This window comes from Bacillus sp. FJAT-22090 (genome assembly GCF_001278755.1).
Classification (GTDB): Bacteria; Bacillota; Bacilli; order Bacillales_A; family Planococcaceae; genus Psychrobacillus.
On sequence record NZ_CP012601.1, the window covers coordinates 3,628,448 to 3,641,724 of the forward strand.

General features: G+C 35.9%; 17 protein-coding genes. 10 read left to right on the forward strand and 7 right to left on the reverse strand.

Going from position 1 to position 13,277, the window contains the following annotated elements; translation table 11 throughout:
• The first annotated feature begins 314 nt into the window (after positions 1–314).
• From AM499_RS18285 to AM499_RS18295, 4 genes are all read left to right on the forward strand, one after another.
• Positions 315–797 carry a hypothetical protein gene (locus AM499_RS18285; protein WP_053591545.1) on the forward strand — a complete coding sequence of 161 codons (483 nt, stop codon included), beginning with the start codon at positions 315–317 and terminating at the stop codon, positions 795–797.
• 367 nt (positions 798–1,164) lie between these two features.
• Positions 1,165–1,299: a hypothetical protein gene (locus AM499_RS22265; RefSeq protein ID WP_269432380.1), complete on the forward strand. Its 135-nt coding sequence runs from the start codon at positions 1,165–1,167 to the stop codon at positions 1,297–1,299.
• A gap of 15 nt (positions 1,300–1,314) precedes the next feature.
• Positions 1,315–2,496, forward strand: coding sequence for an amidohydrolase (locus tag AM499_RS18290; protein WP_053591546.1), 1,182 nt, complete (start codon positions 1,315–1,317; stop codon positions 2,494–2,496).
• 83 nt (positions 2,497–2,579) lie between these two features.
• Positions 2,580–3,197 (forward strand): trimeric intracellular cation channel family protein, encoded by a 618-nt coding sequence (locus tag AM499_RS18295; protein WP_053591547.1) that lies wholly within the window; start codon positions 2,580–2,582, stop codon positions 3,195–3,197.
• Between the two features lie 151 nt (positions 3,198–3,348).
• Here AM499_RS18295 and AM499_RS18300 read toward each other — a convergent pair whose 3' ends face one another.
• From AM499_RS18300 to AM499_RS18310, 3 genes are all read right to left on the reverse strand, one after another.
• Positions 3,349–3,729 (reverse strand): YmaF family protein, encoded by a 381-nt coding sequence (locus tag AM499_RS18300; RefSeq protein WP_053591548.1) that lies wholly within the window; start codon positions 3,727–3,729, stop codon positions 3,349–3,351.
• Positions 3,730–4,052: 323 nt separating this feature from the next.
• On the reverse strand, positions 4,053–5,090 hold the full coding sequence (locus AM499_RS18305) for a DUF4097 family beta strand repeat-containing protein (RefSeq protein ID WP_053591549.1): 1,038 nt from the start codon (positions 5,088–5,090) through the stop codon (positions 4,053–4,055).
• A complete protein-coding gene (locus AM499_RS18310; protein WP_053591550.1) occupies positions 5,083–5,406 on the reverse strand; it encodes a PadR family transcriptional regulator in 324 nt (107 codons plus the stop codon). The genes AM499_RS18305 and AM499_RS18310 overlap by 8 nt, the downstream gene beginning before the upstream one ends.
• A 155-nt stretch (positions 5,407–5,561) precedes the next feature.
• Between AM499_RS18310 and AM499_RS18315 the strand changes: the two genes are divergently transcribed.
• Positions 5,562–5,897, forward strand: coding sequence for an MGMT family protein (locus AM499_RS18315; RefSeq protein ID WP_053591551.1), 336 nt, complete (start codon positions 5,562–5,564; stop codon positions 5,895–5,897).
• 23 nt (positions 5,898–5,920) lie between these two features.
• Positions 5,921–6,337 (forward strand): NUDIX hydrolase, encoded by a 417-nt coding sequence (locus tag AM499_RS18320; RefSeq protein WP_053592277.1) that lies wholly within the window; start codon positions 5,921–5,923, stop codon positions 6,335–6,337.
• Between the two features lie 15 nt (positions 6,338–6,352).
• On the opposite strand, the gene AM499_RS18325 is transcribed toward AM499_RS18320, so the two are convergent.
• The gene (locus AM499_RS18325) at positions 6,353–7,111 is read right to left on the reverse strand and encodes a MerR family transcriptional regulator (RefSeq protein WP_053591552.1); all 759 of its coding nucleotides are present in this window, start codon (positions 7,109–7,111) and stop codon (positions 6,353–6,355) included.
• A gap of 121 nt (positions 7,112–7,232) precedes the next feature.
• Between AM499_RS18325 and AM499_RS18330 the strand changes: the two genes are divergently transcribed.
• Both AM499_RS18330 and AM499_RS18335 read left to right on the forward strand, forming a co-directional pair.
• Positions 7,233–7,820: a histidine phosphatase family protein gene (locus AM499_RS18330; protein WP_053591553.1), complete on the forward strand. Its 588-nt coding sequence runs from the start codon at positions 7,233–7,235 to the stop codon at positions 7,818–7,820.
• A gap of 2 nt (positions 7,821–7,822) precedes the next feature.
• On the forward strand, positions 7,823–8,299 hold the full coding sequence (locus tag AM499_RS18335) for a cupin domain-containing protein (protein ID WP_053591554.1): 477 nt from the start codon (positions 7,823–7,825) through the stop codon (positions 8,297–8,299).
• Positions 8,300–8,430: 131 nt separating this feature from the next.
• Here AM499_RS18335 and AM499_RS18340 read toward each other — a convergent pair whose 3' ends face one another.
• Together AM499_RS18340 and AM499_RS18345 are read right to left on the reverse strand one after the other, a co-directional pair.
• On the reverse strand, positions 8,431–9,360 hold the full coding sequence (locus AM499_RS18340; protein WP_053591555.1) for a DsbA family protein: 930 nt from the start codon (positions 9,358–9,360) through the stop codon (positions 8,431–8,433).
• A gap of 17 nt (positions 9,361–9,377) precedes the next feature.
• Positions 9,378–9,698 (reverse strand): winged helix-turn-helix transcriptional regulator, encoded by a 321-nt coding sequence (locus AM499_RS18345; protein WP_053591556.1) that lies wholly within the window; start codon positions 9,696–9,698, stop codon positions 9,378–9,380.
• Between the two features lie 151 nt (positions 9,699–9,849).
• Here AM499_RS18345 and nagZ point away from each other — a divergent pair, with 151 nt between their 5' ends.
• Complete coding sequence (gene nagZ / locus AM499_RS18350) at positions 9,850–11,511, forward strand: beta-N-acetylhexosaminidase (protein WP_053591557.1); 1,662 nt, start codon at positions 9,850–9,852, stop codon at positions 11,509–11,511.
• A gap of 4 nt (positions 11,512–11,515) precedes the next feature.
• Positions 11,516–12,301 (forward strand): alpha/beta fold hydrolase, encoded by a 786-nt coding sequence (locus AM499_RS18355; RefSeq protein ID WP_053591558.1) that lies wholly within the window; start codon positions 11,516–11,518, stop codon positions 12,299–12,301.
• Positions 12,302–12,442: 141 nt separating this feature from the next.
• Here AM499_RS18355 and AM499_RS18360 read toward each other — a convergent pair whose 3' ends face one another.
• Positions 12,443–13,144 (reverse strand): YetF domain-containing protein, encoded by a 702-nt coding sequence (locus tag AM499_RS18360; protein ID WP_082355386.1) that lies wholly within the window; start codon positions 13,142–13,144, stop codon positions 12,443–12,445.
• Positions 13,145–13,277: the final 133 nt, after the last annotated feature.

Sequence of the window (13,277 nt, forward strand, 5' to 3'; positions counted from 1 at the left end):
AAAGCATTAAACCAAAAGCTATGATACTTAACATTAGTGAATATGCTGCGTATTTACTATTTGGTCTTATCATATTATTTTCCTCTCCATTCTGCTTACTAAAATTAGTATCAAGCAAGGTACACCTCATTTGCCAATGCTTTTATGATGAAATCACTAACTGAAGGTATATTTGTAATACGAACCATAAACTGGAATGTTCCATTTTTTTATATTTATTATTAACCCATTAAATTCATTAGGAAGATTGTAACTTTTGCTCAACTAACGGGCAGTTTAGTTGAAGTACACAGTAAGGAAAAGGGGATGAAAAAATGAAAATAGAATGGCAAAGTCTTAAGCAGGTGCAGGGATGTTTATTGAAAGGTATATATGCAACTCAACTAGATGTTAGAGGAGATGATTTGGTTCTTTTTTCTTCAGAATATGTTTTAAAGATTAATAACCCAGATACTTTAGAATTTTGGTATTGGAATATAAATTGGTTTGAAGACGAGGATTTTGCTGATCACCTCATCATGAACGAACAGGAAACCCCTGAACCGTTAGACTATGTGGAAGAACCAGACATTTCGCCACATCAACATATCATAATTGGCTCACTATTTTATTTTAAAGATAATTTGATTAATAAAGTAAGCGGATACGGATATAAAGATGAGAATATCGAAATCTTAACCACACTTGTATTTGAATTTGAAGATTCTTACCTTTTTATAAAAACGGGACCTTTAATAGAAGCAAGAATTACGAAAAATAAACCAAATAATTTAGGTGACTTCATTTTTTCCTTATGACTTATATTCTTATATGTTCTTCAAACTAACGAGGCAGGAAAGTTAAAGAAGAAATATGAAAAAAGATTTGAAAGGCCGAAACGTAAAATTTGGATTAAGAATCCATTTTGATTAATGTTTTTCACAAAATGGATTCTTTATTTATCGTAAAGTACTCATTCAAGATGTGTTTTTGATAGGGGTTTATAACAAGTGATCAAACTTCGAATTCCCCTTATTAATGCTCGTTTCTAGCTTTGAGTTCCCTATGTTATTTCGATGCATACCCCTGGATTGCAAAATCTGCAATTATAAGAGATATAATAAGGGAGATACGAGCTCCCTTGGTTCAGCTTTCGGGGTTGCGATCTCAGCGACTGTTTATGCTATGATTGCAGACAAAAGCGGAGTAGATGCAGTTGCAACTGGAGGAATTATTGCAAATGTAATTTTCACAGTCATCGCATTGTTATCAATTATCTTCACGGTTCCAAATAATGCAGGCAAAAATGAAGCTTCATAAAGGAGTTTGTCAGATATGAGAGAAAAATTAATGAAAATGTTGGATGAACGTAAAGATGAAATGATTCAAATTCGCCGTTTTTTACATGAACATCCAGAATTATCATTTAAAGAAGAAAAAACGGCTCAATATATTGTGGACTTTTACAAAGGAAAAAACGTCGAGGTACAAACAAACGTCGGAAATGGTTACGGAATTATTGTAACAATAGTAGGAGGAAAACCAGGAAAAACAATTGGATTACGGGCAGATTTTGATGCGCTTCCAATTGTAGAAGAAACGCCCGTTCCTTTCAAGTCGAAAAATGAGGGCGTCATGCATGCATGCGGACATGATGGTCATACAGCTTACTTGTTAGTTCTGGCAGACTGTTTAATTCAACTGAAATCAGAACTATCCGGAACTATTAAAATAATTCATCAGCATGCTGAAGAGGCTCCACCAGGTGGAGCGAAAAGTATAGTAGAATCTGGACTGTTGGATGATTTAGATGAAGTGTATGGAATTCACTTACTGCCAATTTCTCCTGTTGGAATGGTTGGTTACAATAAAGGCTATGCTTTTAATGGAAGGGCCTACATGAAATTGAAAATACAAGGCCAAGGTGGGCATGGTTCTTCGCCACATTTAGCAAATGATGCAATTGTTGCGGGTGCTCATTTTGTAACCGCAGTTCAAACCATCATAAGCCGCCGACTAAGTCCATTTGACATAGGAGTAATTACAATTGGATCGTTTGATGGAGCTGGTACCTTTAATGTGATAAAAGATAGCGTAGAGCTTGAAGGTGATATCCGTTACATGACTGTTGAAACGAAAGAAACGATTGAACGTGAAGTGAAACGACTTGTCAAAGGCCTGGAGGAAGAGTTCGGTGTAAGTTGTAAACTTACGTATACACCAGACTATCCGCCTTTGTATAATAATCCTGAACTTACAGAAAAAGTGGCAGTAGCACTTAAAAATGCGAATATAAAAGAAATCACAGAAGTAAAAGAAGTTCCGCCAATGGCACCTTCCGAAGATTTTGCTTACTATGCAGAAAAGTTCCCTGCTTGTTTCTTTTATATCGGGTGTACACCAAAAGGCGTTGATAAGCCATATTTCAACCATAATCCCAAATTTGATATCGACGAAGATTCTCTTTTAGTTGCAGCAAAAGCCGTCGGACAAGTTGTTTGTAGTATGCAAGAATAAAAAAGTAGGGTCGTTCAAAATTTTCATTTTGAACGACTCTTTTGCGATTAAACCGGGACATATAGAAAGGAGGAATCGACGCTTTGACTTGGGATATTCTTAACATCATTGGTACCATTGCTTTTGCGATAAGTGGTGTCCTTGTCGCAATAGAAGAGGATTATGATATATTAGGTATTTACTTTTTAGGATTTACAACCGCATTCGGAGGCGGTCTTGTTAGAAATTTATTAATTGGAATACCAATTGAGAATATATGGTTACAAGGTTATTTATTTGAAATAGCATTTGTGACTATTACTATAATTTATATACTGCCGAATGAAAGGATAAGTAATTGGAAAAATTGGGTAGTGTTTTTTGATGCCATTGGTTTAGCAGCATTCGCCATTCAAGGTGCAAATTATGCTGTATCTATTGATGCTCCATTAATTGCAGTAATTATAGCTGCTTCCATGACAGGAGCAGGTGGTGGGATTATAAGAGATGTGTTTGCAGGTCGAAAACCGATGATTTTTCGTTCAGAAATTTATGCCTTATGGGCAGTATTAGCTGGTCTCGCCATTGGTTTAAATTGGATACGCGGTCCCTATGCCACATATTCCCTCTTAATCGTAATTGCTATATTAAGGCTATTATCCGTCTATTTTAACTGGAATTTACCACGCAACATTGAAAATAAAAGAAGTATGGGCAAATAAAAAAACAAGATATTGCTAGCCTTCAAAACAATACTTGGGAAGGTTGGTGTAATATTAAAACTTTTTATAACATCAACCAAGAAAATTTCAAAAACTATTCGTATCTTTAAGTTGTATTGTTTATGCCCATACTTGTATAAACCCCAAATGCTTATAAACTAGTTCTCCCGCTATAATTGTGCCTATGAGGATTCATTCCGTCTATAGTAGTAACCCCACTAAACTCATGATAATGACCGCCATTAGGAAGAGGAATAGCTGGACCAGTAACTCCACGAATTTCGTGTTGATGTTGATCGTCCACAGATGTAAAGGTAAAGTATCGATGAGTGTGTTGGACTCCACTTGGTGCTGGTTCAGTAATTCCAGCGTATCTGTGATTATGTCCCGCATCAAAAGAAGTAACTCCTCTAAATTCGTGGACATGGGCAGGGACGGGTCTGCCATCCCATGAAGTGATAAAAAGTTGGTGGGAATGCTGAGGATCCGAATCGTCTGAATGATACATGAATCCAGAAACAGGGATTTCCAAATGTACAACTCCTTTTTGCTATTTTCAATAACTTATGTAATTGAGATAAATAAGGATACAAACTGTATTAAAAATGAGAGTAGTACAATCTCCTTTTAGGACATGATTACAAGTACGATGGCGTTGATTCAAGAAGGAGTGACGTTTTTTTGTTGAACAATGAAATGTTTTATAAAAGTTGAATTACGAGGTTTGTTTATACTTAGATTTTGATGATTCTGCATGAATTTAATCAATCTTTTTTCAAAGGTTACACTTTCTTTCGTTATTAAAACTAATAAAGAGCGTTGTATAATTGAGCTTATACAAACGCTCTTTTATAATTAATTCATTGCTCGACTTTTCATAATTACTGTAATTTTACCATTATCAGAAGAAAGCTTAACTTTATTTGTTCCTAGACCAATCACTGTACGTGAGTTTTTTTCACCCAAAATATTAATTCCTCCAAAATCTGTCTTGGCCTGAATCGTTACATTTGTAGGTTCATTTTCAGCTTCTACAAGAATACTACCGTTATCTGTCTCAAGATCAATCATACGATCCAAGGTAGTAGTCAGCAGGGAGATTCTGCCGTTATCTGTTTTCCCAGTGATATCACCGTTTACATATTCCATCATAATTCGTCCGTTATCCGTTTTTGCTCGAATTTGTATAGCATCTATATTTCGGAGTTCAATACGTCCATTATCCGTTTGAGTAGAAAGCTTATCGACTTGAATTTTTTCCAAATCAATTCGACCATTGTCTGTTTCTACATCTAAAACAGTGGAGGCAAATTCTTTTAAACCAATACTTCCGTTGTCAGAAGTGACCTTTATTGTTTTCCCAAGAATTTTTTCTGCTCGAATACGACCGTTATCCGTTTTCATGACGATGGACGAATATAGTTTCTTCGGCAGTGCTACGTTCACTTTCATTTCTTTAATCAGGAACAAAAAGCTAAAAAATTTGAATTTCTTTGTTTTTAATTGAATCGACAATGTATCATTTACTACATCCGCTGTTAGTTCTAATTTTTCATTTTCACCTATTAATTCAATAAACGTTTCATCTGTTTCAGAAGGAAAAACATTAAGAGAGCCATAATCTATATCCATCATCACGTTAGAAAAATTAGAGTGAGGAACGTGTATCATTTTATTGGTTGTTTCTATTTTTTCTGGTACATGGCTTTCTAGGATCTCCTGTGCTATTTCTTTTGGAGAGCCTAGAGAAACGGCGATGTCGCTTTCCGTTTTTCCATCTTCACGACCGTTTCTAAAATATTCTTTTATGTCTGATAGAATATCATTTCGTTCTTCCGTAGGTAGTTTCGTTAAAGCAAGCTCCAGTTCCCTTAGAAATTGTTGTTCAGTCATTTTTTACACCTTCTTCGATTAGATTGTTTACACCATTTGTAAATGTTTTCCATTCATTTAGCTGTTCATGTAAATAAGTTCTTCCTAACTCTGTCAGCTTGTAATACTTTCGTGGTGGACCTTCTGTGGATTCTTGTAAATAAGTTGTGAAGTAACCTTCCTTTGTCAATCGACGTAGTAATGGATAAACAGAGCCTTCCGATATAGAGATTTGATCTGATATTTTTTGGACTAGCTCATATCCATAACGATCTTGTTTATCTAATAGAACTAGCACACAAAGGTTCAATACGCCTTTTTTAAACTGGATATTCATTTTTTCTTTCACTCCCTTCACTACTATTCAATAAACAGTACCTTTGATAGTAATATATCATTTAGTATTATTCTATGCAAGGTACTAAGTAAAATAGTATAAAATATTTGTCAGGAATCAGTTATAATCTGAATTAATGAAAGGATTGATACGTGATGAACCCTTTTACCGAAAGAGTTATTGAAATAATAAAGTCGATTCCCGCAGGGAAGGTCATGACATATGGGCAAATTGCTAAGGTTGCAGGGAGTCCTAGGGGAGCAAGACAAGTAGTGCGTATTCTGCATTCAATGAGTGCCAAGCACAGTTTACCTTGGCACCGTGTGGTTAATGCAAAAGGAGAAATTGCCATTCCGGATGAAGAGTCTGCTTACTCACAAAGGACTATGTTAGAAGATGAGGGAGTTTGCTTTCGACAAAATGGTCTTGTGGATTTAGAAAAGTCCAGATTTGCATCTGAGGTACTTGTATTTGAAGAAGATCTTATTTAAAGAGAAGAGGAAATGGAATGGATATGTTTAGCTGGCAAGGTGCAGCAGGAATTTGTATAAATGATCAAAATGAAATTTTAATGGTACTTCAAGCTGCTCCGGGAGAAGAGAAGAAATGGACTGTTCCATCAGGCACACTAGAAGAAGGAGAAACATTTGAAGAATGCTGCGAAAGAGAGTTTTGGGAGGAAACAGGTTTCAGAGTACGTACATTGGAAAATGTTCATTACAAAAGTGGGGTACTGAGTGACTATGGAATATCCTACAAAGTAGATTATTTCTTAGTCGAAATAGTCAGCGGAGAAATTACAATTCAAGATCCAGACGAATTTATTCATGAAATTGCTTGGCAACCAGTGGATGAACTTTCTAAGCTGCCTCTTGCCTATCCTGAAGATGTAGACATTATCCAAACAGTTATCTCCATGCAAAAAAACTAAAAGGCAATATGCCTTTTAGTTTTTTGTGTATATGTGAACTGCATCTCTTAAAAACTCAGCCGCACCAGGTTGAATTTTATCATAATATGCGGTAAACCGTTCATCGTCCACATACATTTGAGCAACACCTGCATGTGCCTCTTTCGTATACTCGTTCCAGTAAAAGCTTAGCCATTGGCGATGTAAATCTGCTGTCTTTTGAGCAAGTTCACTATTAGGATCACCAGTTGCCATTGCTGCTTTTAAATTTACTGCAATCTCCTCCGCTAAATTCGTAACTTCCTCATACTGAGCTTGTGTCATTCCTTTAACTTTTGCGTTGGATTTATTTACTGCTTCCTCTCCGTACTTTTCACGAATTTCTTTCCCATATTGTTTCTCATTATCTTCCACCATTTTTTGCTTAAACCCTTCAAATTTCTCTTTATCTGACATGATAATTCCCCTCTCCGTTTGTTGAATGGATTTATCGACGTTTGCAATCAATAAATCCAATTGTGTTCTTTTTTCTAACAGTTTTTCTCGATGTTCTTTCAATGCAATGGAACGGTCGAATGTATCAGAAGTCATAATTTCTTTAATCTGATCTAGGTTCACTCCAAGCTCCCTATAAAACAAAATTTGTTGCAGTTTATCTATTTCAGCAGACCCATAAATACGGTAGCCAGATGAATTAATGCGTGCGGGCTTAAGTAGTCCGATCTCGTCATAATATCGAAGAGTTCTAGTACTAATTCCTGCTAGCTGGCCAAGCTTTTGTACCGTATATTCCACGCTATCACCTCCTAATAACTACAGTCTAAACCTTTACGCAACGTCAAGGTCAAGTATGAATTGTTCATTTGATTTCATTTTATTATACTTAAAGAACCAAGTATGAGGGGGAGAATAGTAAATGACAACAATAGGGTTTGTACGGCATGGAGTGACAGCTTGGAACAAAGAAGGAAGAGCGCAAGGAAATACAGATGTTCCGTTAGATGAGGAAGGAATTGAAATGGCAGAGCACGTTGCCGATAGAATTCAATTGGAAGAATGGGATGTCATTTATACAAGTCCATTAATTCGAGCGAAAAAAACTGCAGAGATCATAGCTGAAAAACAATCTGGAGCTGAACTTTTTACAGATAAGCGGTTAGGAGAAATTGGTGGGGGCATAATAGAAGGAACGACCGAAGAAGAACGTGTAGCCAAATGGGGAGCAGCATGGAGAGATCAGGACTTGGGATTTGAGCCAGAAGAGGTCATTATTTCTCGAGGGATGTCTTTTATAGAAGATGTGAAACAAGCACATCCAGGCAAACGGGTATTAGTGGTAAGTCACGGAGGCTTCATTAGTAGACTATTAAATGCACTTATTCCTAATGGAGAATTTTCAAAGGATATTGGGAATACATCTGTAACAGTCGTTGAATTAAAGGAAAATAAAAATTTATGTCATTTGTTTAATTGTATGAAGCACTTAGAAGCGAGGGAAGTTTAATGATGGATGCAGAATATTACATAAAACAGCTTGGGTTAGAACCTCATCCAGAAGGAGGATATTTTAAAAGTACCTTTGCTTCTGAAGAATCAGTAAGCAGTAGAAAGTTATATACTAGCATTTACTTTTTACTAGGAGCTGATGATGTATCTCACTTTCATCGTCTGAAGTCCGATGAACTATGGTATTTTCATGGTGGTAGCTCGTTATTAGTGCATGTGATTGATGAGGATGGTAACTACGTAGAGCACAAGGTAGGATTGGATATTGAAAATGGAGAAACCCCACAAGTCCTTGTACCGAAAAACTCTATTTTCGGGTCCTCGGTTATGGAGAATGGATCTTTTTCTCTCGTTGGATGCATGGTTGCACCAGGATTTGAATATGAAGATTTCGAGCTTTTCACTCAAAGCGAGTTATTAGACAAATATCCACAGCACGAACAAATCATTCGCAAGCTGGCGTATGAAAAATTATAAGGTATTGGCAAAGAGAGACCAATATGGCTGGGTAAGCAACGATGGAAAAAGACGAACTAAAGTAATTAACGACAATGCAAAAGTAATCACTAAAATGCCCTCAAGACTAAAACTTGAGGGCATTTTCCTATTTATTTAATCAGCTTAAAATAATTTTCTCCAAGTACTCTATCCACATAATAGGATCCTTCGACTAATTCCTTTTCAACAAATGAAGCAATATCCTGTTGATCTAAGCCATATAATTCTTCAATTTCACGGGAGAATAATAGCTCTTCTTTTACTAATATATTTTGTAGCTTTGGAGCCTTCTTAGGTTGAATATTTTCATCAGGAAGCATTTGTTGTAATGCTTGCACATAATATTCATATGGACGGGCCCCTACCACTTTAACTCCTTTTTGTTCTTCGTTTAAGAAAATAATAGTAGGGAATCCTCGAACACCTAATTTACTAGCCATTTTAAAATCTTCTTCCAGGCTAGCTTGTGCAACTGCAAGGTGAGATTCTTTCACAATTTCCTCACCTTTTAATCCCATTTCATTGATGATGTCGATTAATACTTCATCACTTGCAATGTTTTTATTAAATGGAAATACTGCTTCTCTCGCTTTACGTAAAAAGATATGTGCTAAGTTTAAATCTAGTTTTTGAATGGTTTTAAATACACGAGATGGAATATAAGAAGATGACACAGGGTCTTCTAACCAAAATGATCCATCTATTGGCATACGAGTGTGGTCTCCTACCTCTCGCCAATGGGCCGCAACATCCGCTGGTCCAGAAATTCCATTAGCAACATCTGCAAATCCATCCCATTTTTCGAGTAGACCACCCATTAAAGTATGCATATTAATATAATTTCCGTATTCTTCTACAAATTTACGTAATGTGGGTTCTAGAGCCCAGCAGTGTGAACAAATTGGATCCGTAACATAATATACATCTATTTTTTTGTTTGGAGCAGTTAGGTCGATTAGCCCCATTGCAGTATTTCCTTCATCAACAGGACCGCATATACCTGTTTCTAAGTCACACATCATAGCGTTTTTATTCGTCATATCTGTCCCTCTTTTCATTAATTTTCTAAAGAAATATGTTTTTTTGCCCAAGCATGCACTGGTTTAAGTGCTTCCGCAAGCTCCTGACCTGTATCTGTTAGGTGATAGGAGATTTGAACTGACTGCTCCGTGCTCATTTTCTTCTCGACTAAACCGTGTTCTGCAAGTTCCGTCAATTTTAACGATAAAGCACGAGGTGTAATATCAGTTAAGTCCTTTTTCAGGTCTGAGAAATGAGCTGTATAATTTGGGCAATTGGATAAGTAATGCACGATTAAACCGTTCCATCGTCTGCCAAGTATTTGAAAGGATGATTCTAGATATGGGCAAATTTTCATGTTATTCATTCCCTCGATTCTAATAGAAGTATATTATGATATAAAAAATATATCAAGTATAATAATTATATTAAAAATTATAATATAAAGGAATATTGGATAAGAATAGAGAAAGCAGAGAGGGAAAGGTTATTATGCAGGAGGTTCTGAAATGATTAAAAAAGTAGGGATAATCCTTTTAGTATTTATCATTATGATTGCAGTAAAAATGTATTTGGGAAACAAACAAGAAATAAAAGAAGGTAATCATCAGGAGGAAGTACCCATAAGAGAAATGCCTTTAGAAAATGAGAATCTTGTTTCTCTCGTTTTTGATGCGGCAGAAAAGGGTCAAGCCTGGGATATTCCGTTTTTCGTGGGAGAATCAGATATTCAGGAAGTCCATGAATTATGGGGGACTCCAGAGAAAATGAACGAACTTTCCTCGAAGATTTATGAAGACTATTTTTCTAAAGATGCAACAATCGGTCATCTCACCAATCTTGTTTTTGATATACGCTCAAGCTCACCAGAAATTCAGCAAATCGAATTAGAGGATATTAAGAAACTAAAGGGACAAGCTGATGAAGTTCGAAGTTATCAAGATGCAAAGACCAATCAAATTATTCTTGTATATAATGTGACTTCTACGTATCAACTTAAGTGGGTACTGCCAAAGCCAACAGAAAGTATACCTAATCCTAAAGTTGACCATATTTCGATTTTTACAGAAGTGAAAGAGGAGGTTAGTACTGATATCGCGGTTATTAAGGAAATGAGTTTGGAAGAAAAAGTTGGGCAAATGATTTTCGCTGGTATAGACGGAACTAGCTTATCTAAAGAGTCTAGATTGCTAATTTCCAATGATAAAGTTGGTGGAATAATTTTATTTAAAGATAACTTGAAGGATGTCAATCAATCCATCTCCTTATTAAATGAATTGAAAGGAGAGAATGAGAAAAATAAGTTTCCTATATTTCTAGGTGTTGATCAGGAGGGCGGGAGAGTTTCCAGACTACCTGAACTTATACAATTGCCTACAAATCAAGAAATTGGGAGGCTAAACGATTCTTCACTCTCTTATAATATAGGTAATCTTTTAGGAAAAGAGTTAAATGCGTTTGGCTTCAATCTTGATTTCGCACCGGTACTAGATATAAATAGCAATCCTAAAAACCCGGTTATTGGGGATCGTTCCTTCGGAAACAATGCACGCATTGTTAGTACCCTTGGAATTCAAACGATGAAGGGCATTCAACATCAACGAGTTATTCCAGTAGTGAAGCATTTCCCTGGGCACGGTGACACAGCTGTAGATTCTCATAAAGAGCTACCCATTATTCAAAAGAGTTTAGAAGAATTACAAGCATTAGAATTAATACCTTTTAACGATGCGATAAAAAATGGTGCAGACGTTGTTATGGTTGGACATATTCTTATGCCAAAAATTGACCCGACTTATCCATCTTCGATGTCGTATGTGTTAATCACAAATATACTGCGGGAGAAGTTGAAGTTCGAAGGTGTTGTAATAACGGACGATATGACGATGGGGGCGATATTAGACAATTATAAAATTGGGGAGGCTGCTGTAGAAGCGGTGAAAGCTGGTAACGATATTGTTTTAATTGCTCATGATTATGTCAATATTAAGGAAGCGATAGACTCCATTTTATTAGCTGTTAATGAAGGACAGATTTCAGAGGAAAGAATAAATGCCAGTGTGGAAAGAATCCTTTTATTAAAAGAAAAGTATAAACTGAGTAATGAGCGAGTAGATAGGGTAAACATAGAAGAGTTAAACCAAACTATCGAACAAATATTAGGGAGATGAAAAGATGAAAACAGTGCAAATAAAAGGTTCAAGTGTAGCTTATATAGATGAAGGTCAGGGAAAGGTATTATTTCTAATTCATGGTTTTTGTGGAAGTTCTGCATATTGGTGTAGAGTGGTTCCACTACTTGCTAATCAGTATCGTGTAATTGCGATAGATTTACCGGGTCATGGAGAATCGGAGGTGCAGGATAATGTGAATCAAATTGACGATTATGCGGACTTCATCCACCAATTTTTAGATTCTTTGGAGCTAGACAAGGTAACAATGCTTGGTCATTCTTTAGGTGGTTATTTAACACTCGCATTCGCAGAAAAATATAGCGAACGATTAAATGGCTTTTCCTTAATACACTCAACAGGATTACCAGATTCAGAGGAGGCTAAAAAAGGAAGAGATACTTCAGCTCTAAAAATAGACGATGAGGGGATAGAAGTATTTGTTGACGGATTAATACCAAAACTATTTGCACCAAATAACGTGAAGAGTCATCAAAACTTAGTGGAGGAAGCGATTAAAATTGGATATTCAACTTCTCCAATTGGTGCTAAGAATGCTCTAATGGCAATGAGAGATCGAAAAGATCGAAGAGAGATAATTAATATTACTAAATTACCAGTAGTGCTTGTTGCTGGGGCAGAAGATCAACTTATCCCATCTGAGAAAACCTTCACGGCAAATGGAGTTAATATAAAACAAGTAGTGCTAAAGGATGTAGGACATATGAGTATGTACGAGGCGCCAAAAGAACTGGTTAAAATCTTTGAAGACTCGAAAACGTTTTCCTGAAAAGAAGGGTTGGTCGTGACGATAGTCACGACCAACCCTTTAAAATGTAGCAAAAGTCTATTTAAAAGCCCCTTTTTTTCTGGTTTTTTAATGTTAATAGAAGACCGACTTTCTGTGAATTGGTCTTCTAAAAAGTGTATGTTATTTATTATATAAACTAATGTATAAGGAACCATTCGTTTGTACTTGTGCATAAAACACTTCATCCACTGAATCGATTCCTTGTTTTCGAAGTTTTTTCATTACCCACTCCTCAGATAAATCTAATTCAGTTAGATTTTTTTGTACTATTTTACCATCCGCTATTATTTCAGAAGGTAAAAATGTTGGAAGAGTAATTGTAGCCTTTACGTCTGTCTTAGTAGCTTCTTGCTGACCTACTTTTTTAAATACACTCAATTCTCCGTTTGTCTCCAGAACTGCATAATGTACGTCTTGTATGGAAAAAATAGATTGTTCTCGTAGTAGCATTAACACATCATCCATATGTAAACGAGCAGTCTTTAAAGACTTCACCACAAGTTGTCCGTCTTTAATAATAATAGTAGGTTCATCATCTATTAAGACACGCGCTCTCGGAGATTTCAGTGATATAAAGCTCATTAATAGTGTAAGAAGCGTCCACCACACTAGTGATACTAGGCCATCAAGAAAAGGTGTTTCGTGTTGTGCGGCAATCTCAGCGGCAATAGATCCTATTGTTATTCCTGTGATGTAATGGAAAAAGGTCAATTGACTCAGCTGTTTCTTTCCTAATATTCTTGCTAATATTAATAGCACTATAAAGGAAAAAGTTGTTCTAATTAACATTTCCCAAAAGTTTAACTCGAAAAATGTATCCATATTCATTTCAAACACCTCTTTTAAAATGACTTCTATTTAGTTTTGCCTAGAAAAAAGTAACTATTCTTGCTTTCTTGTTAATTTATAATTAATTGTCGAAATTTGCGCTATAATAAAACTATTCATGTATATC